Genomic DNA, 23,993 nt, shown 5'->3' with positions numbered 1-23,993 from the left:
CCGCATGACCCGATCCATCCTGATCGTCATCCCCACCCTCAACGAGGCCCGCACCATCGACGGCGTGTTGGCGGCCCTTGCCCAGGACCTGCCGCGTGACGCCGCCACCACGTTCGTCGTGGCCGACGGGGGCAGCACTGACGGTACGGCCGATCGCGTGGCCGCGCGCGCCGGCGTGCAACTGCTGCACAACCCGAAACGCATCCAGAGCGCGGCCGTGAACCTTGCGGCGGCCACCCACGGGCGTGACGCCGACGTGCTGATCCGTTGCGATGCCCATGCGGTGTACCCGCCGGGCTTCGTGCGCCAGCTGGTCGAAGCGCTCGACCGCACTGGCGCCGATGCGGTGGTGGTACCCATGGATTCGGTGGGGCACAGCTGCCTGCAGCGCGCCACGGCGTGGGTGTCCGACACACCGGTGGGTTCCGGGGGCTCGGCCCACCGGGGCGGCCGCCGCAGCGGGTTCGTCGACCACGGCCACCATGCTGCGTTCCGCATGGCGTCGTTCCGCCGCGCCGGCGGTTACGACGAGACCTTCACCCACAACGAGGACGCCGAGCTCGACTGCCGGCAGCGGGCGCTGGGCGCCAAGGTGTGGCTCGACGCCGACATCCGCCTCGAGTACCACCCGCGCGACTCCCTGCGTGGCCTGTGGAAACAGTACGCCGGCTACGGCCGCGGCCGCTCGCGCACCGTGCGGCGCCACCCGGGTTCGATGCGTGCGCGCCAGCTTGCGGTGCCGCTGCATGTGGCGTTTTCCGCCGTGGCCGTGTTGCTGGCCGCCTGGGTGCCGTGGCTGATGTTGTGGCCCGCGGCCTACGCCGCTGTGCTGGCGGCGGCGTCGGTGGGCCTGGCGGTGAAGCACCGGTCGGCGTGCGGGCTGCTGGCCGGTCCGTCTGCGTTCGTGATGCACACGGCGTGGGCCATCGGTTTCTTCGACGGCATGCTCTCGCTGCGCGAACAACCTTGGCGGCCCGAGGCTGCCACCCCGCTGTGGGACAGCGCACCCGTGGGAGCTTCGCATGACTGACCCATACGTGAAACCCATCGAATCGCTGCTGGTGGACCCGTCGCTGTTCACCGCCCCGTACGACGCCGCGCTCACCGCGGGCCTCGTGGCCGCGGGCGTGGAGTCCACGTGGGCCACGCGGCCGCAGCGGCAGAACGACCGCCAGGAGATTCCTGTCGAACGGGTCGATGCGTTCTTCTACCGGCGCGTCGACGAGGCCTTGTCGCTGCCGAGGAAGCTGCGTGCCGTGGCCAAGGGGCTGTCGCACATTGCCGGGTTGTGCGTGCTGGTGGCCCGTGTGATCGCCCGCAAGCCCGACGTGGTGCACTTCCAGTGGACGGTGGTGCCTCCGGTCGACGGCATCGCCATCGCGCTGATCCGCCTGTTCCGCCCGGTGGTGCTCACCGTGCACGACACGGTGGCCTTCAACGGTGAACGCATCTCGTGGTTCCAGAATCTCGGCTTCGACTGGCCCATCCGCCAGGCCGACCGCCTCATCGTGCATACCCGAACCGGCCGCCAGACGCTGATCGACCGCGGGGTTCCCGCCGACAAGGTCGCGGTGATCCCGCACGGGCCGTTGCGCCTGCACGTCACGCCGCCCACGCCCGAGGCCATTGCCGACCGCGACCCGCGCTGGACCTTCGTGCTGTTCGGCGAGATCAAGCCCTACAAGGGGCTCGACCTGCTGGTGGAAGCGCTCGCCGCGCTGCCTGCCGCCACCCGCCTGAAGACCCGTCTCGTGGTGGCCGGTCGCCCGCGCATGGACATGGCCCCCATCGAGGCCCGCATCGCTGAACTCGATCTCGGCAGCGTGATCGAGATCCGGGCGCGCCGGCAGAGCGAGGAAGAGATGGCGCTGCTGTTCGCGCAGGCCGATTGTTTCGTCTTCCCGTACCACCAGATCGACGCGAGCGGGGTCTACTTCCTGACCAAGGCGTTTTCGAAGTGGATGATCGCGAGCCGGGTGGGCATCTTCGCGGAAGACATGCGCGAGGAGATCGACGGCCGGCTGATCCCGGTCGGCGATGTGGCCGCCCTCGCCGAGGCCCTGGGCCATGCCATCGAGGCGAGGCCGTCCGGCGCTTTGCCGCAGGCCTCCGACAGCTGGACGGCCATCGGCCACCAGACCCGCGCGTTGTACGAAAGCACGATGCAATCGCACGCCAGGCGCCTCAGCCCGCCTGCCCGAACATGACCCGTTTCACCTGGTTCCGTTCGGCGCTGGCCGCGGCATTCGTGTCGCTGCTGGCGCTGCCTGCCGCGGCCGAACCTGCGGTGCCGAAGGCCATCGAGGGCCAGGGCTACCGGCTCGTGAAGGACTGGGATTTCGGTTCGTCCATCCGCGACACCGCGGCGCTGCGCCGCGAGTTCCACACCCGCTACATCTACGAGGACGGCAAGCTCGATCGCCTGAACGACGAGTGGCAGCGGTACCGGGACAACGACAACCACACGTTCGAGGACGGCGGCCTGTCGCTCGTGGCCCGGGTCACCGGCGGCCTGAAACCGGGAGGCATCGACAGCGGCATGTTGCGCTCGAAGTGGTCGGGCCAGTACGGGTACATCGAGGCGCGGGTGCAGGTGCCGAAGGGGCGCGGGCTGTGGCCGGCGTTCTGGCTCAACCCGGAAGACAAGGTGTGGCCCCCCGAGATCGACATCATGGAGATCGTCGACAACGGCCGCGACACCACGCGCAACAGCTTCCACTACGTGCACGGCAAGGGCCCGCGCAAGACGAAGACCGAGGCCACGCGTCTCGACAAGTTCGGCTCGTACCGGCCGGCAGGTGTCGATTTCGCCGACGGCTTCCACACGTTCGCGGTGGAGTGGACCGAAGACCGGGTGCGGCATTTCGTCGATGGTGAACTGGTGGTCGACCGCCTCTACGCCTGGCAACACGACAACGGCCGCGACGCTGGTCCGGCGCACGTGCTGATCAACCTCGCGGTGGGGGGCAAGTGGCCCGGCCCGCCGGACGCGTCCACGGTGTTTCCCGCCCGCCTGAAGGTCGACTACATCCGCGTGTGGCAGAAATGAGTGCGACCATGTCCCTGCCGGTACCGCCGACGTACCTCGGCCCGCGCGACGAGCCGCCGGCGGCCGAGTGGGTGGACGAGGTGGATCCGGAGCCGTTGCCGGAACTGCTGCCGAAGGGCACGCGCGTGGGCATCATCCTCGCGATGGTGTCGCTGATCCTGCTGACCCGCTTCGGCCTGAACACCGGTTCGTACGGCCTCAACTTCGCCGTGCCGGTGATCTACGTGATGATCTTCGCCGGGCTCGCGAAGGACCGCTTCAACCTCGACCTGCCCGGGCTCATCCTGTACACGATGTTCATCGGGGTGGGTGCCCTGAGCCTGCTGGCGAACCTGAACCTCGGGCACGACCGGGACGGCTCGTTCGCGTCGCTGATCCTGCTGGCGGTGCTGTACCTGCCGTTCGTGTTCCTGCTGCGGCCGTTCGCGGTGTCGCGCGAGGCCTGGATGTGGGCGATGCGCATGTTCAGCAACCTGGCGCTGTTCGTCGCCGTGGTCGGGGTGATCCAGTTCTGCCTGCAGTTCGTCTGGAAGCCGGCATGGCTGTTCGACTTCTCGCCGCTGATCCCGAAGGTGATCAGCGCCGACGTGCTGGCCAACTCCAGCATCTACACGGGCTCGGCGTACAAGGCCAACGGCTTCTTCCTGCGCGAGCCGTCGGCGTTCTCGTTCCTGATGGCGTTTTCGCTGATCTGCGAGATGGCGCTGTTCAAGCGCTGGGTGCGCATGGGCACTTTTGCGGCGGGGCTGATGCTGTCGTACTCGGGCACCGGCCTGCTGGCGCTGGCCTTCGGCCTGATGTTCCCGTTCGGGTTCAAGACCGCCGTGCGCATCGGCATCATCGTCACGGTGGGCCTGATCCTCTTGCTGCTGTTCGGCGACGCACTGAACCTGACGTTCACGCTCAGCCGCATCAACGAATTCAAGAGCGAAAGCAGCAGCGGCTACATCCGCTACGTGGCGCCCATGCGGCTCATCAACGAGATGATCGACTCGTCCGCGTGGACGGCGTTCGTGGGCCACGGCCCCGGCACCATCTTCCACGCGGGCCGATCCTACGAGTTCCACGATCCCACCTGGGCCAAGCTGCTGTACGAGTACGGCCTGCTGGGGTTCGCGGCGTGCCTCGGCCTGATGTTCTACGCGATGAGCCGCTCGCACGCGCCGGTGCAGATCCGCGCCACGCTGTTCTTCTGCTGGCTGGTGCAGGGCGGCCACCTGCTCACCCCCGAGAACGTGCTGCTGATCTACGTGCTGCTGTCGATGTGGCCGCCGCCGGGCAGCGAACTCCGGCGCCGCTTCCATGGCAGCACGATGCCCATGACCACGATGCAATTCGAAGAGAAAGGTCCGTACGGATGACCGCCTCCCCCGGACCCACCGTCAGCGTGGTGATCCCCTGCTACAACTACGAGAAGTACGTGGGCTTCGCGCTCGACAGCGTGCGGCGCCAGCGCGTGGCGCCGTTCGAGGTGATCGTGGTCGACGACGGTTCCACCGACGGCTCGGCTGCGGTGATCCAGTCGTTCCCGGGTGTGCGCTACATCCGCCAGGACAACGCGGGCCACGTGGCCGCCTTCAACCGCGGCTATGCCGAAACGCGCGGTGACGTGGTGCTGTTCCTCGACGCCGACGACCTGCTCGAACCGGATGCCATCGCCGAGGTGGTGTCGCACTGGCGCGCCGATGCGGCGAAGCTGCAGTACGAGTTGAAGGTGATCGACGGTGCGGGCGACTGGACCGGCCGGGTGTTCTGCAACTACCCCGCGGGTTATGACACCGACACCGTGCGCGACGAGTTCGCGCACCACGGCACCTACGTGTGGCCGGTGTGCACCGGCAACGCGTACGGCCGGGGGTTCCTGGACGCGGTGATGCCGCTGTCGGTCAAGGCCGCGCCCGATGGCCTGCTGAACACGGTGGCGCCGCTGTACGGCGCCGTCGTGGTGGTGCCGCGGGTGCTGGGCCACTACCGGCTGCACACGCAGAACCAGAGTTACCACAACACCGACGCGCGCCGCATGGACCTGCGTTTCACGAAACAGATTGCGCTGCGGCGCGGCGAGTTCGATGCGCTGCAGGAACACGCCCGCCGCGCGGGGGCATCGCTACCCCCGGGCAACCTGCTCGACCGTGAACTGGTGTTCCTGAACTACAGGCTGATGGTCAAGAAGCTGGGCGGCACCTATGCCGATGACGCCCAGGACAGCGTGTGGTCGCTGTGGCGCAAGTCCGTGGCGCTGCTGTTCGGGCGGCCGTTCCGGCTGAAGGCCCGGGTGGCGCACCTGGCCTGGGCCACGGCACTGGCTGTCTCGCCGCGGGCGCTGGCGCGCACGCTGGTGCAGCTGCGGTTCAGCCGCGCCGAGGTGCTCAAGCGTTTCCGTCGTTCGTCCGCTCCCTTGTCCACGGCCTGAGAGGCTGATCCCATCCCATGCTCGATCCGAACGCGCTCGTTTCCGTCGTCATTCCCAACTACAACTACGAGGCGTTCGTGGGGGCCGCGATCGACAGTGCGCTGGCGCTCGACTGGCCGCGCGTGCAGGTGGTGGTGGTGGACGATGGGTCCACCGATGGGTCACGCGAGGTCATCGCCCGCTATGGCGACCGTGTCGAAGCCGTGCTGCAACCCAACGCGGGCCAGCTGGCCGCCTGCAATGCCGGGTTCGAACGGGCCCGTGGCGAGGTGGTGTTCCTGCTCGACTCCGACGACGTGCTGAGCCCGGGCATCGTGCGCGCGCTGGCGCCGCTGTGGCGCCCTGGCGTGAGCAAGGTGCAGTTCCAGATGCGCAGCATCGACGCCCAGGGCCGGCCGCTGGGCGGGGTGTTCCCGCAGTACCCGGCGGCCACGCCCACGCCCGAGGAGATCACGCGCTGGTCCCTCACCACCAGCGCCTACCCCACACCGCCCGGTTCCGGCAATGCCTACGCGCATGCCTTCCTGGCCAAGATCTTTCCGCAGGACGACAGCAACGGCAAGATCGCCGACTCGGGGCCGCTGGCCGCCGCGCCGTTCCTCGGCGACGTGCTGACGATCCCCGAGCCGCTGGTGTCTTACCGCGTGCACGGGAAAAACGACGGTGCCATGTCCGAGGTGGACGGCCCCAAGTTCGCCCGCGAAGTGGGCCGCACGCAGGCGCGGTTCGCGTACGCGCAGCGGATCGCCCGCGGTGCCGGGCTCGAGATGAAGGACAGTGCGCTCAACCGCAGCCTGTCGTACCTGCCGTACCGGCTGGCGTCACTCACGCTCGCCCCGGACTTGCACCCCATTGCACGCGATGCCGGCTGGAAGGTGTTGGCCGACGTGGTGCGCGGGGCCATGTCGCCCCAGGGCGTGTCGGGCAAGGGCCGCATCACGCTGGTGGTGTGGAGCACGCTGGTGGCCCTGTTGCCCACCCGTGCGGCGCGCACGTTGATCCTGTGGCGTTTCGCGCCGGGCGCACGCCCGAAGGCGTTGCGCACGGCGCTGGTTCGGTTGCGCGTGATCCGCTGACGGTCAGGCCGCCTCGGCCACGGCGGCCGGGCTGAACCCGATGCGTTCAATCTCGATCGGGAACGAAAGTGGCGCGGTGTCGGTCACGAGCAGCTCCCAGACGGTGCCGCCGTCGGCACGTTGCTCCAGTTTCGTGAAGCCGAGCTTGGCGTAGTGGTCCTCCACCAGCTTGTTTTTCTCGGTGGGCAGGTAGGTGCCCACGAGGCGGCGGATGCCGCGCTGGCGCGCCTGGTCCACGAGTTCCTGCAGCACGGCCTGCTCCACCTTGCGGCCCAGCACGCGGCAGCTCATCAGCCAGGTGTCGATGTCCCAGTCGTCGCCGGTGCGGCGGCACAGCAGCACGCTGATCATGCCGTTGTCGCCGAACGTGTCGGACAGGCGCACCTGCAGCGAAAACGCGTCGGGGTCGGCCTGCGCGGCGGCCACGTCGGCCTCGGTGTAGCGGCGCGTGGTCAGGTTGAACTGGTTCGACTTGTTGATGAGTTGCGCGATGCGGGCGCGGCCGGTGTCGTCGAACGGTTGCAGGGTCATGCGCATGTCGAGCGACGCCAGGTATGCGTCCACGTCACCCGCCTGCTTCTGCAGGTTCACGCGGCGGGCGTTGTCCTGGTAGAAGGCGGCGCGCTGGCGGTCTTCGCCCGAAAACGCGATGGCCTCGAAGTACCCGGCGGCCAGCAGCGTGCGGGCGTACAGCGCCGGGTCGGCCGGCAACTCGGGCACGGCCACCTGCGGCAGCATGCGGCGCACGAGGTCACGTTCCATCGGGTTGTCGTCGAGGAACACCATGGCGTCGAGGCCCAGCGACAGCTCGTTGGCGATGGCCTGGATGTTCGTGGCCTTGTCGTTCCAGTTGGCCTGGAACACCGCGAGGTGGTCCTCGCGGAGCAGCATCTCGGGGTGTTCGCGGAACGGGCGGCGGGCCACTTCGTCGGTGTTCTTGCTGGACACCGCCAGCACGATGCCGCGGTCGCGCAGCGCGAGCGCCGTGCGCTGCACGCCCAGGTGGGCCTCGCCGGTGGCGTCACCCTGGCCGATCACGATGCCTTCGAGGCCGTCGTCACCGATCACGCCACCCCACACCGTGTTGTCGAGGTCGAGGATGAGGCACTTGCGGCTCTTGCCCCGCAGTGCGGCGATGAGGCGGCACACGTGGTCGGCATACAGCGGCAGGAAGGTGCTGGCAAACGGCAGCTTCGCCATGTTCCACAGCGTGGTGTCGTGCCAGTCGGCCAGGCCCACGGTTTCGGCGAGGTTGGCCACGTCGAACAGCAGGTCCTCGCTGCCGGGGATGGTGCGGCCGATGGCGCGGTTCAGGTCGTCGATGAGCGCACGCTGGGTGCCGGCCAGGGCCAGGTCGAAGCTGCCGAACGACGACTCCACCGGACGGGGCACCGTCTGCACGATGGCGATGGCCTGGCCGTTGCGGCGCAGGCCGTCGCGGATCATGTTCAGGTGGGCGAGGGCGGTGTCCACCGTGCGGCGGGCGGCTTCCTCGTCACCCGGCGTGGGGGTGAGCGGCAGGCCGCGGTGGTCCACCGCGATCAGTACCGCGTCGCAGCGGGCCTGGTTGATGGCGGAGTCGGGCGACAGCGCGGTCTGCATGACCTGGTCGTAGTCGGCCTCGATGCATTCGAGGGCGATGCCGTGGCGGGCCGCGGTGGCCACCAGGGCCGGCACGATGAAGTGCGACGTGGCGTTGCTGATCAGCCCGAGGCGAAACGGCACCAGCGGCGTCAGCGGGCGCTGCGCGGCACGGGCCTTGTCGATGGCCTTGGCAAGCTTGTTCAGCTGGTTTTCATCGAGCCGGTGGTTGGCCAGCTTCTGCACGGCGGGGCCGAGGCTCGCCTCGGTGGCTTGCAGGGCGCGCACCTGGGTCGAGAAGTCTTCCGGTGCCTTCGGCAACCAGGCGAGTTCGGCGTACAGCGTGTTGCTCATGATGGGGTTCCTGTCGCTGCTTCGGTGATGGACGCGGCCACGGCCTCGGGGGTCGAGAACGGCGCTTTGTCGCGTTGCATGGCGAGGAAACGTTCGTCGAACGCCTCGAGCATGCGGGTTTCGGTGTAGCCCGGCTTGACGGCGCGCACGCGCAGCCACGGGTAGTCGGCGGCGGCCATGGCGAGCACGCCGGCCAGGCCGTGTTTGGCGATCACGTACGCACCCATGCCCGACGATGCGCCGTCGATGCCGGTGTCGCCGGCGCCCATGGCCTGCGTCAGCACACCCACCACGGCGCCCTGCTTGTGCTTGCGAAAGCACCGGCGCACCAGCTCGGCGACCAGGCGCTGCGGCCCCATCACGTTGACCTGCCACTGGGCCAGCATGTCGTCGGCCGTGATCTTGCCGAACGGGGTGAGTGCCAGCAGTGGCGAGCCGGCGAGCACCACCCCCGCCAGGCGAGGAAGGGCTTCCAGGCGCTCGGCCGCGGCGAGGATGGAGGCCTCGTGGGACAGGTCGAGGGCCAGTGCCAGGCCGCCGGTGCGGGTGGCCACGGTGTCGGCCGCGGCGGCGTTGCGGTGGTAGCCGACGACGGGCACGTAGCCCCGCGCGGCGAGCTGGTCGCACACTGCGGCGCCGATGCCACCGGAGCCCCCGGAGACGAGGAAGTGGGGGGTGTCAGGCAACAAGGATCACCTCCGCACGGCCCTTGGCCAAGGTCTTGCCGTTCGCGCGGACCACGAGGGTCAGCACCACCATGCCGGTGGACGTGGACACCTCGGCCACGGTGCCTTCCACCTGCGCCGGCTGGTTCACGAAGAGTGGCCTGCGGAAGTCCATGGCGATGCTGGCCCACACGCTGTCGCGGCCCGGCAGCCGCATGCCGATCAGCTGCGATACCTTGGCGATCAGCAAGGCGCCGTACACCACGGCGCCGTCGAACTTCTTGCCCCGCGCGAACGTGTCGTCGGTGTGCAGCGGGTTGAAGTCGCCGGAGAGTTCGGCAAACGCCTGCATCTGCGCGGGCGTCACGGTGAAATCGACGGTGGCGCGCTGTCCTTCCTGCAGGTCGGCGAGCGTCAGCACCTGGGCGGTGTCGGGCACGAGCGTGTCCATGGTCAGGCGGTGGTGGCTTTCGCTTCGATCAGCGCGACGAATTCGCCCACGTTTTTCAGGCGGCCCACTTCGGCGGCCGAGAACTTCAGGCCGAACTGCTTCTCCACGGCGAGCACCAGGCGGATGTGGCTGAGGCTGTCCCACTCGTCCACGTCGTCGGCGGTGAGTTCGGGGGTGACCTGGATCGTGTCGTCGTCGAACACGTCGTGGAACAGGGCAGTCAGCTTGGCGTAGATGGCTTCGTTGGACATGGGGTTCTCTCTCGCAGCGGTGTTGTCGTGGGGTCGGTGCGGCTCAGTTGGCACTGGCCGCCTGGGTGCCAGGGGGCAAGACGTCGGCCGCCACGGCGGTGGCCAGGCGTTGCGCCCACAGGTTCGTCACGCGGGGTTTCGGGTGAACCTCGTCGCTGAAGTCGTCGTCTTCGGTGCCGAAGGCCGGCACCACCTTCACGCCCGGGCGGGCCTTCAGGCGGGCGAGCAACGGGTCCACGCGGCGGCGGTAGTCGGCCTGCAGCACGGCGCCCTGCGCGTGCCACGCGGGGATGGGCATGTCCACCAGCACCACGCGGCCGCCGTCGGCGAGGATCTGCTCGACGGTGCCCTCGAGCACGAGGAATGGCGCGTCGTTCAGCGTCTGGGCCGAGCCCATGTACGTGCGCCAGAACGCGAGGTACTTCTGCCGTTCGGCTTCGCTGATCACGGTGGCGTTGCGCTGTTCGTCGGTGATGACCTTCGGCTTGGCGGCGAGGTAGCTGCGCAGCGAGCGGGTGAGGTCGCGGGCCGTGCGGTCGAGCACGAGGTACGGGTGGATCAGCACCACGCCCCAGTCGAGGCGTTCGGGCGGCAGCACCGGCGCCGGCCCGTGGGCCGTGCGGCGGTAGAAGCCGTAGCGGTAGCGCTCGATGTCGATGTCGGTGTCGCCGGCATGGCGGTCTTCCGTGTACCAGCGGGCCTTGTCGTCGGCGAACAGGCCGTACCAGAGGCCGATCACGAAGGTGTTGTGGCGGCGCACCTCGGGTGACTGCACTTCACGCACGAGGTCGACGATCTGGCCCACCTGCGTGATGTTGGAGCCCCCCACCGACAGGTTGTGCACCTCGGCCTGTGGCAGCTGGGCCTGCATCTGCGCCTGGCGGAAGCCCGCCTGCATGTTGGACGCGCCCACCAGCAGCAGCTTGTCGGACGGGGTGTTGAGCTGGCCGCGTGCAAGGAACACGTACTTCGGCTCGGTCATGTAGAGCGATTGGGTGGCCTGGCCGGCGTCGAGCCGCTGGCCGAGCTGGGCGCGTGGCACGAGCAACAGGCTCAAGGCCAGTGCGGCGCCGTACAGGGCCACCATGGCGCCGATCAGCAGCGCGGTCTGTTTGAGGATCAGCTTCATTCAGAAGGCCCGGTAGACGAACTCGGGCGCCTTGTGGAAAAACGAGGCGACCGTGAGGATCACGAGTATCTGCAACGCGAGCGCGAGGTTGCGGACAATCACACCGTTGGATACGCCCGTCACGCCGGGTCGCACGGACTGCAGCAACGCCACCACGGCGTCCCACGCGAGGAACGCGATGCCCGCGGCCACCGACAGCCCGGCATAGCAGGCCAGCAGGCCCAGCACCCCCAGGCGCTGCACGAGGCCCGCGAGTTGCGGCATGTCGAGCCACAGGCACGACAGCGCGAGCGCGAAGTACGAGAGGGTCATGCCGCGTGCGAGGCCAATGGCCAGGGTCTTCTCGCCGAGGGCCTTGTAGCGTTTCTTGCCGAAGCGCTGGGTCATGAACACCTGCCACAGCTTGTTGATGCTGGCACCGGCGCCCATCAGGAGGCCGTAGACGACGAACACAGCCGTGGTGCCGTGCCACACGCCCATCACGAGGAACGTCACGAAAAAGGCGATGACACCGAGGTACGGCCCCGACCTGGGCGACGTGAACCGGGTGGCCAGTACCTTCAGCAGCGGGTTGAACAGGTAGGTCTTGAACCAGTCCGACAGCGTCATGTGCCAGCGCGACCAGAAGTCGAGGAAGTTGCGCGCGAGGAACGGCTGGTTGAAGTTCTCGGGCACGTCCTGGCCGATGAGCGTGCCCACGCCGATCACGATGTCCATGTAGCCGGCGAAGTTGGCGTAGAGGTACACCGTGTAGAACACCGCGGCGGCCACCGCCATGGCCCCGAGCACCGGCACGGCGGGGTGGGCCGCGGGGTCCAGCAGCCGGGCCGACATGTTCTCGAACAGGTAGTTGAAGATGGCCGATACCACGCCCACCTTCACGAACCCCTTGATCACGCGGGCGAACGCGCGGTACACCTTGTCCTCGTCGAGGGCGAGCGGCCGGGCGCTGTTGGCGGCGTGGTCCTGGTAACGCTGGATGGGGCCCGCGTTGAACGCGAGGAAGTTGCAGGTGTAGTTGAAGAACTGCAGCGGCGACACCGGCCGGTCGAGCTCGCCCTGGCGCGCGTCGATCATCAGGTGCAGCACGCGGAAGAGGATGTACGACAGGCCCACGATCAGGTACGGGAACGGCAGGGCCAGGGTGTCACCGAGGAAGCTGAACTTCTTCAGCACGATGAACGTGCCGATGGCCACCGCGAGCCCGAGGCCCAGCACCGCCGACGACCGGCTGCGACGGACCGCCTCGATCAGCACGAAGCACAACACGAGGAACGCGGCCAGCGGAGCCACCTGCTCGGCGCTGGTGACGTAGCTGCCGATGAAGACCAGGTTGGCCACCAGGAGCACGCCGCTGCGCCCGCCGGGCGACGGCATCAGGCTCGTCAGCAGCACGACGGCGGCGATGAACGCGATGAAGGTCAGGGATGTGAATGCCATGGGCCTCCTCCTCAGCTCGCGTTCAGTTTCCGAAGCAGCGGCGCCAGGGCTTCACGGAAGCGCTGGAAACCGGCGGCCGACAAGTGGAGCTTGTCTTGTGCGAAATAGTCGAGATGCGGTGAACCGTCGGGCTCGGCCAGCAGCGCGTGCAAGTCGAGCACCTTGACGTTGGGGCGGCCTTCGGCGAGCGAGGCGATCAGCTTGTTCAGCTCGGCCAGCTTGGCCGGTTCCACCGGGGCCTGCGCATGCTGGCGCGGCGGGATGGTGCACAACACGATGGGCACGCCGGGCGCCTGGCGCTGCGCCAGGTCCAGCACCGCGGTGAGGTTGGCACGCGATTGTTTCGGGTCCTGCAGCGCACTCAGGTCGTTGCTGCCGGACAGCAGCACGATGGCCTTCGGGTGCAGGTCGAGCACGTCTTCCTGGAAGCGGAACAGCAAGCCGCGGGTCACCTCGCCGCCGATGCCGCGGTTAGCCACCTTCAGGTCGGGGAAGTCCTTGGCCATCGAGCCCCAGCCGCCGATCAGCGAGTCGCCGGCAAACACGATGCTGCCTTGCTTGCGCTCGCGGTCCTGCCAGAAGGCCTTGCGGTTCTCGGTCATCCAGCCGAACACGCGGATGGCGCCCTGGCCGGGCCAGTCCTTGGCGGAGGCCGGGTAGGGGGTGGGGCCGGAGGCCGGCTCGGCCGGTTGGGCCGACACGGTGCCGGCGCCAAGCCACAGGGCCGCCAGCAGGAGCAGGGTGGATCGCATGGTGAGGTTCAGTCCAGGGCGTTCAGTTCAGCGGTCAGGCGGCGCACGCCGTCCTCGAAAGCCGCGGGCGAGGCCTGTGCCGCGAAGGCCTCGCGGTTGTGCAACACGACGGTGTCGCGCAGGCCGGGTTCGTCACGCAGGGCGCGCACGATCTGGAACGCGCGGTCGAAATCGCCGAACTCGAACAGGCAGGATTCGGGCAGGTACGGCCGCGTGCCGGGCATGTCGGTGGCCACCACCGGCACGCCGGATGCCATGGCCTCCAGCATCACCAGCGGCACCCCCTCGAAACGCGAGGCCATCAGCAGCACGTCGTGGTTGGCGAGCGCGGTGGCGGCGTCCTGCCAGCCCTCCAGCGTCACCCTGCCGGAGAGCCCGGGGTGGTCGCGCAGCGCGGCTTGCAGCGTGGGCAGGTACGGGCCTTCGCCGACGAACGAGACATGCACGTCGCGGCCGATCGCGGGATGGGCCACCAGGTGGTCGAGCAGGCGGTCGAGGCCCTTCTGGAAGGGTTCCAGTCGGCCGAGCACCAGCGCCCGAACCGGGCCCGGTTCGGGCGGCGCGGGGGTGTCCGGCGTTTCGAACGCGCCCGACACGGTGTTGGGCAGGCAGAACACGGGTTGCTCCACGCCCGACCAGTCGCGCAGTTCTGCCGCCTGCTGCGCCGTGATGGTGAGCCACGCCTCGGGCAGCTTGCGGTAGAAGCCCCGCACCTTGCGGTCGAGCCGGGCGCCGTCGGAAACGCCCATGTTCTCGAAGCTCGACACGAGCGGCACGTACAACACGGGGCGCAGGCCCAGCGCGCGAGCCGCGAAGAGGCCATGGCGCTGCGCCATCAGGCATCCTTCTGCCACCACGGCCCGGGCGGGCCGGTGAGCGCGCTTCAACGCGTACAGCTGGCGCATGAACTGCGCGAACTTCACGATGCGATTGACGCGGCCGCCGTGCGCCAGTTCGACCTCGACGGTGTGCACCTGGGCCGCGCCGAGCGTGGCCAGGCGGGAGCCCTTCGCACACACGAGCAGCGGCTCGACGTCACCCTGGCGCTGGAGCGATTCGATCCAGCGCAGCAGCATCACCTCGTGGCCACCGAACTCCGGGGCGAGGTCGATGAAGAGCCAGGTGGGCGGCCGCGAGGACGTGGTCCGGCCGGGCGTCGAGGCCGTGTCGCTGCCGGGCGGGGCAGGTTCGCTGGCCAGCTCGAAGGACATCTGCTGTCCGGATGGCTGCATGTTCAAGGTCCTTGTCATGGGCGTCGGTGGCGGGCAAATCAGGCCCGGGCCACGCGGAACGTGCGTGCCATGTCGAACAGCCGGCCGGTGAAGGGCCGGTTCAGGGTCACGCTCATGGCGATGTACAGCAGGCCACCGGTGGCGGCCATGGCAACGAGTCGGGGCAGCGCCGGCAGCCCGGGTACCACCCAGAGGCCCACGGCCTTGGCGGCCGCCGCGGCCAGCAGCGCGATCAGCAGCGTGCGGGCCGCGTTCGGGATCTGGGCGCCGAAGCCCAGGCCGATGGTGCGCTTCATGCGCCACATGTCGATGGGCGTGACGGCCATCGCACGGAACACCCACACGCCCATGGCGGCGTCGGTGGAGGTGCCGCCGATGGTCAGCATCCCGGCGGCGATGATGCTCATCTGCATGATCTGCGACGGAATGGAGTATTGAGGGTACCCGAGCGACGACATCAGCGGGCTCGCGAACATGCGCGCGAACGATTGGAACGTCAGCAGCGCGAGCACCACGATGTACGGAATGGCGGGTACCCACTTGGGCCCGAAGACCACGGCGACCACCTCTGGCGCGCAGGCGGCGAACACGGCGAACACCGGCATCGCCAGTCCGCACGTCAGCGTGACGGCGGCCCCGAACTTCTCGAACAACACGGGGCGGTTGTCCTGGTGCCGCGAGAACAGCGGCAGCGCGAGTTGCGAGACGGCCTGCCCCATCAGGTCGCGGAGCATGTCCACCGCGCGGAACGCGAGGTTCAGGTGGCCTGCCTGCTCAGGGCCGAACCGCGTGCCCACCAGCAGCATGAACACGCGCTGGATCGAGAACACCAGCAGCAACGACGCGGTGGCCTTGGCCCCGAACCGGGCGAGTTCCATGAAGTGCGTGCGCGAGAACGCGATGCTGGGCCGGAAGTCCGACAGTGCCCACAGCGTTGCGGTGGACAGGCCCACCATCAGCACCTGCTGGGCCACCAGGCTCCAGACGCCGGTGCCGAGCATCGCCATCGCGATGGCGATGGCGGCTGCCAACAAGCGGGCGACGAGCGACCGCACCGCGAGGCTGCGGAACTGGAACTCGCGCCGCTGCCAGGCGACCACCGCCGAGCCGATGCCCGTGGCGGGCAGGCTCAGGCTCATCCACTTGAGCACCTCGCCCCCCATCGGATCGTGCACCATCTGCGAGAACAGGTCGGCACACAACCAGCACAGCGCACACAGCAGTACGCCGAGGCTGGTGGTGGCCACGAACGCGGTGCTGAAGTGCAGCTTGTCGGCGTCTTTCTTTTGCACCAGCGCGTCGTGGAAGCCCATTTCGAGCGGGATGCCCAGCAGCTGGATCACGGCGAGCGCCATCGACGCCACGCCGAAATCGGCGGGCGACACATAACGCGCCAGGACCACCAGCGTGACGAAGGACACGCCGGACAAACCGATGCTCTCGAGCCCGGTCCAGATCAGCGAGCGTGCGGCCTTGGGGGATGAACTCGCCATGGGAAGACAGTGCGCAAATGACTCAGGCCGGGCGCCTGAACTGGGCTTTCCACGCCTCGATGGCGGCCGTGGGGAGGCGGATGGCCGTGGGCGTGGGCCCGTTGATCCAGCGGCCGATGGCGTCGATCTCCCTGCGTTCGATCACCGGCAGGCCGGTGTCGCGCGAGATCTCGGTGGCGCGGTTGTCGATGGCGAGGATGAGGCTGCGGCGGCCCATCTGCAGCGCGCGCATGCCGCCGTGCAGGCGCGAGCCCACGTAGTCGGTGTGGTTCTCGGCCAGGAAACGCGTGTAGGCCTTGAGCGAAGGCTGCAGGAACTTCACGCGGCCGTTGGCGAGCTTCTGGGCGTATTCGAAGTCTTCCGTCTGTTGCACCCAGAAGTGCACGTTCTTGTACGACTTGCAGAGCAGGTCGATCATGGCGCCGTCGGCCACCGGGTCAGGGTGGTAGCCGGTGAGCGTGGCCACCACCGTGTCGGCCTTTTCGGTTGGGATGGCGGCGCAGTGTTCGGGTGTGAGGTTCCACATCGTCACGCAGGCGGTATTGAGCACTTGCGGGATGGGGCAGGTGTCGAGCTGCGACTTCGAGTACTGGTCACGCACCGAGTGGGCGTGGTGCGGCGACAGGATCTTGCGCAGCATCAGCGACGCGTGTTTCGCGGGCGCCTTCTCGTAGTAGTGCCACCCGCAGCCGAGCAGGATGGCGGGCTTGCGATAGAAGTAATCGAGGATGGACAGCTTCCACTGGTTCCTGCGGATCATGCTCGACTTGAGCAGGTTGGATCCGCCCACGAACACGTAGTCGCAGTCGTTCATCACCCGGTACGACTCCCACAGATGGAACTCATGCGTGGCGAGCTTGACGAGGAAGGCGTCCGGGAACAGCTCGTCGATGACCCCCTGCGAGGCCTCGGTGATGATCTGGTCGCCGAGGTTCTGGCTGGTGACGCTGGTGTCGAGCAGCGCCACGCGGGTCATCTTCTGCATGTTGTGGTCGGCGGCCCGCGAGGAGGTGGCGGGGCCTTGGGCGGGCATGCCGCCGGGTTCGGTGAAGGTGTTTCGCATGTCAAGCGGCTCGGTCAGCGATGCGGGAAGAAGGATCGACGGCTCGGCCGGCCAGTTCGTGGCTGACGGCTTTGTCGACGATCGAGGAAAACAGCGAAAAATCCAGGGTCTTGTCGACGCGGTCGTGGCCCAGGCGGGCCAGTTCCGCGGCGCGTTGCGGGTTTTTCAGCAGCGAGATGCAATGCGCGGCGAAGGCGGCGGGTTCATCGGCGGTGAGCACCACGTCGTTCAGGTCGACAAGGCCGCGGTAGCCGCTGATGACCAGTGACGTGGCGATCACGGGGCGGCCGTAGAACAGCGGCTCGAGCGCCTTCACGTTGGTGCCGGCGCCAGACCGCATGGGCACGATGCTGGCAGTGGCGCGTGCGTAGGTCTGGCCCAGGTCGTCCACGAAGCCGAGCACGTCGACCCCTTCCACCCGCGACCAGCGTTCGGCCCGGTCGGCCGAGGCGGAACCGGCCAGCAGGAAGCGGGCGGCGGGCACCTCGCGGCGCACGAGCGGCCACACCGACCCGAGGAACCAGTCGACGGCGTCCTCGTTCGGCATGTAGTCGAGCAGGCCGATGAACATCAGGGCCGGCGACGGCGGCGGCGTGAAATCGGGTGGCCCCACCCGCGCCGGGCGCGGGGGCAGGTTGGGCAGCACCGAACTCGCGAGCGCGGGGAACACCTCGCGTTCGGCCTGGCGGCAGAAGAAGTAGTGGCGCCCGCGGTGGGGGGCGGTCTTGAGGCGGGCGCGCACGATCACGCGGTCGTTGAACACCCGCAACCAGGCGCCCACCCATTGCTTGAGGCCCTGCAGGGCCTTCCACGGCGGCTCGTACAGCGCGTCGTCGAAGTCGACGATCACGGGCACGTGGGCGGGCAGGGCGAGTTTCATGGCCGGGCGGATGTAGCGGCTGACGATCAGATCGTAGGCCGCCAGGTCCACGTGTTTCATGACTTCCCGGGTGAGTTCGTGCGACACCACGTCGAACCGCGGCGCGCGGGCGATGCCCTTGCTGTGGATCTGGAGGTCGACCACCCGGGTGGTGCCCAGCCGGGCCTCGGTGACCCGGCCGTGTTCGGCCTCGGGCGCGCCGAAGCTGAGCGCCAGCACCTCCACGTTGCCGTGACGGCTCAGGGCGTCGATCAGCAGCCTGGACCGGTGGGCCGAGCCCCACTTCTGCAGCGGAGAGATGTACGTGACTAAGAGGATTGCGGGGCGCGCCATACCTTCGGGTGTCGTGGGGCTCAGGGCCGGAACGAACACGGCCCTTCCGAGGCCGCGACAAGACTGCCGGTAAAACTTTCCGGACACGGCGAGGGGTTGGGGAAATCAGGGTTTGCCCGGCCCGCTGTGTCGAATGTTGCGACGCAGCACGCAAAAGTCGGGCCAAGGGACCCCCCCAGGTTCCCGGGTGTCAGGACCGGAACAACCGGGAGTACTGGACCTCGTGCTGGGCGGACAGGATCGCGAGCATGGGCGTGAACGCCTGGCGTTCGGAGGTGGGCAACGCCAGGGCGGCGTCGACGGCCGGGGGGATGGCGGCGAGCAGCGCGGACAACACGCGCTGGCCAGCCGACTGGCCAAGCGGCACGGCTTTCAGCGCCGCCTGGACCATGTTTTCGGCCCAACCGAACGCGAAGCTCAGCAGGGCCTCGCGCACGGGCGCGCCGGTGCGCTCGGCGGCCAGCGCGAACGCGATGGGCCACGTGGGCGCGGGGGGCAGGGCCGTCAGCGCCGCGACCTGGTCGTCCGTGGCCTGCTGGGTGAGCCACACGGCGAGCGAGCGGCCCATCTGCTCGGTCTGCAGGCGCATCTCGTGGGTTTCGCGGGTGACGGCCACCCAGGTGTTCAGCGCCGCGACGGCCGCCAGGTCACGCCGGCGCCAGGCGGCGAAGGCCTTGCCCGCCACGGCCAGTTCGCTGCGCACGAGGGCCAGGTGCAACTGGTCGGTGAGCCATGCCGCGGCCGTGGTGTCATTGTTCACGAGGCCGGCCTCGACGGCCGCCTCGAGCCCTTCTGAATAGCTGAAGCCGCCCACCGGCAGGGCCGGCGATGCGAGCCACATCAGCTTGAGCAGCGCTGGCGCCGGCAGGGCGGCCGGCGCCCGGTCGCGGCGCGCGCGCTTCACGGCCGAACCCAGTCGTCGGGACAGTCGAACGTGCGGATCACCTTGGCCGGCGAGCCGGCGACGATGGCGCGGGCCGGCACGTTGCCGCGCACGACCGAGCCGGCCGCGATGACCGCGTGGTCGCCCACCTGGGCGCCCGCCAGCACCATGGCGCGGGCGCCGATCCACACGTTGCGGCCGATGGTGACGGGTTCGACCGGGATGATCTGGCCGGGGCTGACCGGGTGGAAATCGGTGTCGTACACCATGGCCCCGTCACCGATCTTGGTGTGTTCGCCGATGCTCACGTGGCGGGCCGCGTAGATGTTCACGCCGTCGTTGATGAACACGTTGGGACCGACAGCCAGTTCGGCGCCGTGGCCCGCTTCCAGCCGCACCGGGGTGCGAAAGCTGCGGAACACCACGCCGGGGCCGAACGACAGGGTGCCGGCGCCGGCCAGCTGGGGCCAGCGGCCCATCACGCCAGGTACGTGCGTGAACGCGCGGCCTTCCAGGCGGAAGCGCAGGCGGCGCGCGAGGCGGACGAGGGATCGGAGCAGCGCAACGGGCGACGCCATCAGTGCGAATGCCCGTGGTCGTGATCGTGGCCGTGGTTGCAGCCCGGGCCGTGCACGTGTGGCGCAGGCGCGGCCTTCACCGCGATCGCGATGGGCTTGCGGGCCGGGGCCGGGGCGTGTTCGTGACCGTGACCATGGTCGTGGCCGCCCGCGGCGTAGGCGCCGCTTTCGGGTTCGAACGGGGCGTCGATGCTCGCGACGTCGAGGTGCATCTGGCGCAGCATGTCGGCGAGCACGTGGTCGGGTTCGAACTTCAGGTGGTCGGCCTGCAGTTCAAGCGGCACGTGGCGGTTGCCGAGGTGGTACGCGGCGCGCGTGAGGTCGAACGGTGAGCCGTGCTCGGTGCAGGCCGTGACCACCATCACCGGCTGCGGCGCGGCCTGCACGGCCACGAACGAACCGTCTTCGGCCAGCAGCACGTCACCGCCGCGGACGACGGTGCCGCGCGGCAGGAACACACCCAGCGCTCGGCCGGACGAGTCGGTGGCATCGAAGCGGCTCTTCTGGCGCACGTCCCAGTCGAGGCGCACGGTGGGGGCACGGTTGACCAGGGCGCGGGCGAGGCCCTGGCCGCGGGGAATGAGCTTGTTGACGGTCAGCATGGTGGTCGGTGGGGTGAAGCGACAGGTGCCAGTGTGACACCTGCGCGCCATGGTCGTTTGTGTCGGCCCGGAAATCCGGACGCCGTGATTCTTTGCGCGTGCTTCAAACCCGGGTTGCAGGCGTGCGGTCTGATGGCTGGATTTTCCCCAACTCCCGAGAAGACCCCGCCATGAACCGATGCCTCCGCCTTGTTGTGCCACCCCTGATGGTTTTCGCGACCCTGTCGCTGGCCGCTTGCGGTGGCGGTGAAGCCTCGGTGGGCGGGACGCTGACCGGCCTGCCGGACAGCACGAGCATCGTGCTGCAGAACAACGCCTCCGACGACCTCACGCTCACCAACGACGGCACTTTCTGGTTCTCGTCGGCCGTGAGCGCGGGCGATGCCTACGCGGTCACCGTGCTGACCCAGCCGGTGGGCGCCTCGTGTTCCGTCACCAGCGGCACCGGCACGGTCGACAGCGCCGGCACGGACGTGAGCGCCGTCGTGGTCACCTGCGTGCGCAGCGCCACCATCGTGGGCACCGTGACAGGGCTGCCCAGCGGCACGAGCGTGACCCTGAGCAACGGCACGGTGCTGCTGCCGATCGCCAGCAACGGCACGTTCGCATTCCCCGGCGTGCTGGCGGCCGGCACGGCGTACGCCGTGACCGTGTCCACGCAGCCCGCGGGCCACACCTGCACGGTGTCGAACGGCACCGGCACCGCCGTGGCGAACACGTCCACCGCGGTGGTGGTGACGTGCGTCTGAGCGCACGTCAGAACAGGAAGTAGCGCTGCGCCATCGGCAGTTCGGTGGCGGGTTCGCAAGTCAGCAGCACGCCGTCGGCACGCACCTCGTAGGTCTGCGGATCGACCTCGATGTGCGGCGTGCCGCTGTTGTGCACCATGTCGGCCTTCGTGATCTTGCGGGTGTTGCGCACCGCTTCCACGCGCCGCTGCAGCCCGAGCTTTTCCGGCACGCCGGCGTCCACCGCGGCCTGCGACACGAAGGTGAGGCAGGTGTTGTGCATGGCGGCACCGTACGCGCCGAACATCGGCCGGTAGTGCACCGGCTGCGGCGTGGGGATGGAGGCGTTCGGGTCACCCATCGCGGCCGCGGCGATCATGCCGCCCTTCAGGATCAGCGACGGCTTCACGCCGAAGAGCGCCGGTTTCCACACCACGAGGTCGGCGAACTTGCCCACTTCCACCGACCCGACGATGTGCGAGATGCCCTGCGTGACCGCCGGGTTGATGGTGTACTTGGCGATGTAGCGCCGCACGCGGAAGTTGTCGTGGCGCGCGTTGTCTTCCGACAGGCTGCCGCGCTGCGCCTTCATCTTGTGGGCCGTCTGCCACGTGCGGATGATCACCTCGCCCACGCGGCCCATGGCCTGGCTGTCGGACGACATCATCGAGAACACGCCCAGGTCGTGCAGGATGTCCTCGGCGGCGATGGTCTCGCGGCGGATGCGGCTCTCGGCAAACGCCAGGTCTTCCGCGATGGCCGGGTCGAGGTGGTGGCACACCATCAGCATGTCGAGGTGCTCGTCCACCGTGTTGATGGTGTACGGCATCGTCGGGTTCGTCGACGACGGCAGCACGTTGGGCAGGCCCGCGGCACGGATGATGTCGGGCGCATGGCCGCCCCCCGCACCTTCGGTGTGGAACGTGGCGATGGTGCGGCCCTTGAACGCGTCGAGCGTGCTTTCCAGGAAACCCGATTCGTTCAGCGTGTCGGTGTGGATGGTGACCTGCACGTCGTGCTTGTCGGCCACCGTCAGGCACGTGTCGATGGCTGACGGCGTGGTGCCCCAGTCCTCGTGCAGCTTCAAGCCGTAGGCACCGGCCTCGATCTGTTCTTCCAGCGGGCGCTGCTGGCTGGCGTTGCCCTTGCCCTGGAACCCGAGGTTCATCGGGAAGCTCTCGGCCGCCTTCAGCATCGAATGGATGTGCCAGGGGCCGGGCGTGCAGGTGGTGGCGAACGTGCCGGTGGCCGGCCCGGTGCCGCCGCCGAGCATCGTGGTCACGCCGCTCATCAGCGCTTCCTCGATCTGCTGCGGGCAGATGTAATGGATGTGCGAGTCGATGCCGCCGGCGGTGACGATGTTGCCTTCGCCGGCGATGATCTCGGTGCCCGGGCCGATCACGATGTCGACCCCGGGTTGCACGTCGGGGTTGCCCGCCTTGCCGATGCCGCTGATGAGGCCGTTCTTGAGGCCGATGTCGGCCTTCACGATGCCCCAGTGGTCGATGATCAGCGCGTTCGTGATCACGGTGTCGGCCACGTCGGCGGCCACGCGCTGGCTCTGGCCCATGCCGTCACGGATGGTCTTGCCGCCGCCGAATTTTACTTCCTCGCCGTAGCCGCCGGCGAGCAGCGTGAAGTCCTTTTCCACTTCCACGATGAGGCCCGTGTCGGCCAGCCGCACCCGGTCGCCGGTGGTGGGGCCGAACATCTCGGCATACGCGCGTCGGTTGATGGTTGCCATGGGGGGTCAGTCAGGAAGTCAGAGCGGGCCTTGGACGAGGGCGCGGAAGCCGTACACGTGGCGGTCGCCCGCGTAGTCGACCAGTTCCACCGTGCGCTGCTGGCCCGGTTCGAACCGCACCGCGGTGCCCGACGCGATGTTCAACCGCTTGCCGCGGGCGGCCTCGCGGTCGAACAGCAGCGCCGGGTTGGTTTCGGCAAAGTGGTAGTGGGAGCCCACCTGCACCGGGCGGTCGCCGCTGTTCTCGACCACGAGGGTGAGCGTGGGGCGGCCCACGTTGATGGGGTGGTCGGGGCCGTCGGTGAACAGTTCGCCGGGGATCATGGCGATGGCCTCAGGCGAGCAGCGCGAGGCCGAACACGGCGACCCCGGCACCGGCCAGGCGCGGCAGCCAGCGGTTCGTGCCGCGCAGCGCGAGGCCGAGGCCGATGCCCGCGCCGTGCAGCAGCGCGGTGGCGGCCACCATGCCGGTGACGGCGGCCGCGGTGCCCGGGCCGGCCAGCTCGGTGCCGTGGGCCACGCCGTGGAACAGCGCGAAGACGGCCGCCAGCGCCGCCCCTGCGGTGGCGGGCAGTTGCCGGCCGGTGGCCACGAGCAGGCCCAGCACCAGCAGCGACGTGGCGATCATGGGTTCCACCGCGGGCAGCGCCAACCCGGCCAGGCCCAGCAGCGCGCCCGCGAGCAGCGCGCTCGCGAAGGCCACGGGGGCGAGCCACATGCGGCGGCTGGTCATCGCGCTCCACACGCCGAGGGCCACCATGGCCGCCAGGTGGTCGAGCCCGGTGAACGGATGCGAGAACCCTGCGGCCAGCGAGGACAGCGTGCCATGGTCGTGCGGGGCGGCACCCCCGGTGTGGGCGGCGGCAAGCAGCGGGAGGGCGCTGCCGGCGAGGGCCAGCAGGCGGGCGAGGCGGGGGCGGGTCATGGCGGCTCCTGGGGTCACGCGATGGGCTGGTGCACGGTCACCAATTTGGTGCCGTCGGGGAAAGTGGCTTCGACCTGGATGTCGGGGATCATTTCCGGCACCCCTTCCATCACGTCGGCCCGGGTCAGGATGGTCTTGCCCTCGCTCATCAGGGCGGCCACGGTCTTGCCGTCGCGGGCGCCTTCCATGATGGCGGCGGTGATCAGCGCCACGGCCTCGGGGTAGTTGAGCTTCAGGCCACGGGCCTTGCGGCGTTCGGCCAGCAGGGACGCGGTGAAGATCAGGAGCTTGTCCTTCTCGCGCGGGGTGAGTTCCATGAGGGGGGCGGGCTGGGTTCGGTGGCGAGTATCTTAAGGCGGACCGCCGGGGCG

General features: G+C 68.9%; 25 protein-coding genes. 7 read left to right on the top strand and 18 right to left on the bottom strand.

Annotated features, from left to right (window positions below; genetic code table 11):
* Positions 1-4: 4 nt before the first annotated feature.
* Genes ASC87_RS17535 through ASC87_RS17510 form a run of 6 tightly spaced genes read left to right on the top strand, consistent with a single transcriptional unit; the run spans position 5 to position 6,538 of the window.
* On the top strand, positions 5-1,030 hold the full coding sequence (locus ASC87_RS17535; protein ID WP_056664778.1) for a glycosyltransferase family 2 protein: 1,026 nt from the start codon (positions 5-7) through the stop codon (positions 1,028-1,030).
* On the top strand, positions 1,023-2,207 hold the full coding sequence (locus ASC87_RS17530; protein ID WP_082568700.1) for a glycosyltransferase: 1,185 nt from the start codon (positions 1,023-1,025) through the stop codon (positions 2,205-2,207). Before ASC87_RS17535 ends, ASC87_RS17530 begins: the two co-directional genes overlap by 8 nt.
* Positions 2,204-3,049 carry a family 16 glycosylhydrolase gene (locus ASC87_RS17525; RefSeq protein WP_056664772.1) on the top strand — a complete coding sequence of 282 codons (846 nt, stop codon included), beginning with the start codon at positions 2,204-2,206 and terminating at the stop codon, positions 3,047-3,049. Before ASC87_RS17530 ends, ASC87_RS17525 begins: the two co-directional genes overlap by 4 nt.
* A gap of 8 nt (positions 3,050-3,057) precedes the next feature.
* Positions 3,058-4,410: a hypothetical protein gene (locus ASC87_RS32470; RefSeq protein WP_056664770.1), complete on the top strand. Its 1,353-nt coding sequence runs from the start codon at positions 3,058-3,060 to the stop codon at positions 4,408-4,410.
* Positions 4,407-5,462 carry a glycosyltransferase family A protein gene (locus tag ASC87_RS32465; protein WP_056664765.1) on the top strand — a complete coding sequence of 352 codons (1,056 nt, stop codon included), beginning with the start codon at positions 4,407-4,409 and terminating at the stop codon, positions 5,460-5,462. The genes ASC87_RS32470 and ASC87_RS32465 overlap by 4 nt, the downstream gene beginning before the upstream one ends.
* A 17-nt stretch (positions 5,463-5,479) precedes the next feature.
* On the top strand, positions 5,480-6,538 hold the full coding sequence (locus ASC87_RS17510; protein ID WP_056664761.1) for a glycosyltransferase family 2 protein: 1,059 nt from the start codon (positions 5,480-5,482) through the stop codon (positions 6,536-6,538).
* 3 nt (positions 6,539-6,541) lie between these two features.
* Here the strand turns inward: ASC87_RS17510 and ASC87_RS17505 are convergent, their stop codons facing one another.
* From ASC87_RS17505 to ureE, 14 genes are all read right to left on the bottom strand, one after another.
* Complete coding sequence (locus ASC87_RS17505; RefSeq protein WP_056664754.1) at positions 6,542-8,473, bottom strand: HAD family hydrolase; 1,932 nt, start codon at positions 8,471-8,473, stop codon at positions 6,542-6,544.
* On the bottom strand, positions 8,470-9,159 hold the full coding sequence (locus tag ASC87_RS17500) for an SDR family oxidoreductase (RefSeq protein ID WP_056664752.1): 690 nt from the start codon (positions 9,157-9,159) through the stop codon (positions 8,470-8,472). The genes ASC87_RS17505 and ASC87_RS17500 overlap by 4 nt, the downstream gene beginning before the upstream one ends.
* Positions 9,152-9,589 (bottom strand): MaoC/PaaZ C-terminal domain-containing protein, encoded by a 438-nt coding sequence (locus tag ASC87_RS17495; RefSeq protein ID WP_056664750.1) that lies wholly within the window; start codon positions 9,587-9,589, stop codon positions 9,152-9,154. Before ASC87_RS17495 ends, ASC87_RS17500 begins: the two co-directional genes overlap by 8 nt.
* A 2-nt stretch (positions 9,590-9,591) precedes the next feature.
* Positions 9,592-9,840 carry an acyl carrier protein gene (locus ASC87_RS17490; RefSeq protein ID WP_056664748.1) on the bottom strand — a complete coding sequence of 83 codons (249 nt, stop codon included), beginning with the start codon at positions 9,838-9,840 and terminating at the stop codon, positions 9,592-9,594.
* Positions 9,841-9,883: 43 nt separating this feature from the next.
* Positions 9,884-10,969, bottom strand: coding sequence for a hypothetical protein (locus ASC87_RS17485; RefSeq protein WP_056664745.1), 1,086 nt, complete (start codon positions 10,967-10,969; stop codon positions 9,884-9,886).
* Positions 10,970-12,409 (bottom strand): MBOAT family O-acyltransferase, encoded by a 1,440-nt coding sequence (locus ASC87_RS17480; RefSeq protein ID WP_056664742.1) that lies wholly within the window; start codon positions 12,407-12,409, stop codon positions 10,970-10,972.
* Between the two features lie 11 nt (positions 12,410-12,420).
* Positions 12,421-13,161 (bottom strand): GDSL-type esterase/lipase family protein, encoded by a 741-nt coding sequence (locus ASC87_RS17475; protein ID WP_056664735.1) that lies wholly within the window; start codon positions 13,159-13,161, stop codon positions 12,421-12,423.
* A gap of 8 nt (positions 13,162-13,169) precedes the next feature.
* Complete coding sequence (locus ASC87_RS17470) at positions 13,170-14,393, bottom strand: glycosyltransferase family 4 protein (RefSeq protein WP_162255177.1); 1,224 nt, start codon at positions 14,391-14,393, stop codon at positions 13,170-13,172.
* Between the two features lie 38 nt (positions 14,394-14,431).
* Complete coding sequence (locus ASC87_RS17465) at positions 14,432-15,886, bottom strand: lipopolysaccharide biosynthesis protein (RefSeq protein WP_056664730.1); 1,455 nt, start codon at positions 15,884-15,886, stop codon at positions 14,432-14,434.
* 22 nt (positions 15,887-15,908) lie between these two features.
* Entirely contained in the window at positions 15,909-16,949 is a 1,041-nt protein-coding gene (locus ASC87_RS17460) for a polysaccharide pyruvyl transferase family protein (protein WP_056664726.1), read from the bottom strand.
* 1 nt (position 16,950) lies between these two features.
* A complete protein-coding gene (locus ASC87_RS17455) occupies positions 16,951-18,162 on the bottom strand; it encodes a glycosyltransferase family 4 protein (protein WP_056664724.1) in 1,212 nt (403 codons plus the stop codon).
* A 190-nt stretch (positions 18,163-18,352) separates the two neighbouring features.
* Entirely contained in the window at positions 18,353-19,003 is a 651-nt protein-coding gene (locus ASC87_RS17450; protein WP_056665096.1) for an urease accessory protein UreF, read from the bottom strand.
* 59 nt (positions 19,004-19,062) lie between these two features.
* The gene (locus tag ASC87_RS17445; RefSeq protein ID WP_056664721.1) at positions 19,063-19,623 is read right to left on the bottom strand and encodes a DapH/DapD/GlmU-related protein; all 561 of its coding nucleotides are present in this window, start codon (positions 19,621-19,623) and stop codon (positions 19,063-19,065) included.
* On the bottom strand, positions 19,623-20,225 hold the full coding sequence (gene ureE / locus ASC87_RS17440; protein WP_056664718.1) for an urease accessory protein UreE: 603 nt from the start codon (positions 20,223-20,225) through the stop codon (positions 19,623-19,625). The genes ASC87_RS17445 and ureE overlap by 1 nt, the downstream gene beginning before the upstream one ends.
* Positions 20,226-20,431: 206 nt before the next feature.
* Between ureE and ASC87_RS17435 the strand changes: the two genes are divergently transcribed.
* Positions 20,432-20,974: a hypothetical protein gene (locus ASC87_RS17435; protein ID WP_056664713.1), complete on the top strand. Its 543-nt coding sequence runs from the start codon at positions 20,432-20,434 to the stop codon at positions 20,972-20,974.
* A 7-nt stretch (positions 20,975-20,981) separates the two neighbouring features.
* Here ASC87_RS17435 and ureC read toward each other — a convergent pair whose 3' ends face one another.
* The 4 genes from ureC to ureA are packed head-to-tail and all read right to left on the bottom strand — an operon-like array spanning position 20,982 to position 23,939.
* Positions 20,982-22,697 (bottom strand): urease subunit alpha, encoded by a 1,716-nt coding sequence (ureC, locus tag ASC87_RS17430; protein ID WP_056664710.1) that lies wholly within the window; start codon positions 22,695-22,697, stop codon positions 20,982-20,984.
* Positions 22,698-22,715: 18 nt separating this feature from the next.
* Positions 22,716-23,021: an urease subunit beta gene (locus ASC87_RS17425; RefSeq protein ID WP_056664707.1), complete on the bottom strand. Its 306-nt coding sequence runs from the start codon at positions 23,019-23,021 to the stop codon at positions 22,716-22,718.
* A gap of 10 nt (positions 23,022-23,031) precedes the next feature.
* Positions 23,032-23,622 (bottom strand): HupE/UreJ family protein, encoded by a 591-nt coding sequence (locus ASC87_RS17420; protein WP_056664704.1) that lies wholly within the window; start codon positions 23,620-23,622, stop codon positions 23,032-23,034.
* A gap of 14 nt (positions 23,623-23,636) precedes the next feature.
* On the bottom strand, positions 23,637-23,939 hold the full coding sequence (ureA, locus tag ASC87_RS17415) for an urease subunit gamma (protein WP_056664701.1): 303 nt from the start codon (positions 23,937-23,939) through the stop codon (positions 23,637-23,639).
* Between the last annotated feature and the right edge of the window lie 54 nt (positions 23,940-23,993).

Source organism: Rhizobacter sp. Root1221 (assembly GCF_001425785.1).
GTDB lineage: Bacteria > Pseudomonadota > Gammaproteobacteria > Burkholderiales > Burkholderiaceae_C > Rhizobacter.
This window is presented reverse-complemented; position numbering and strand designations above follow the sequence as displayed.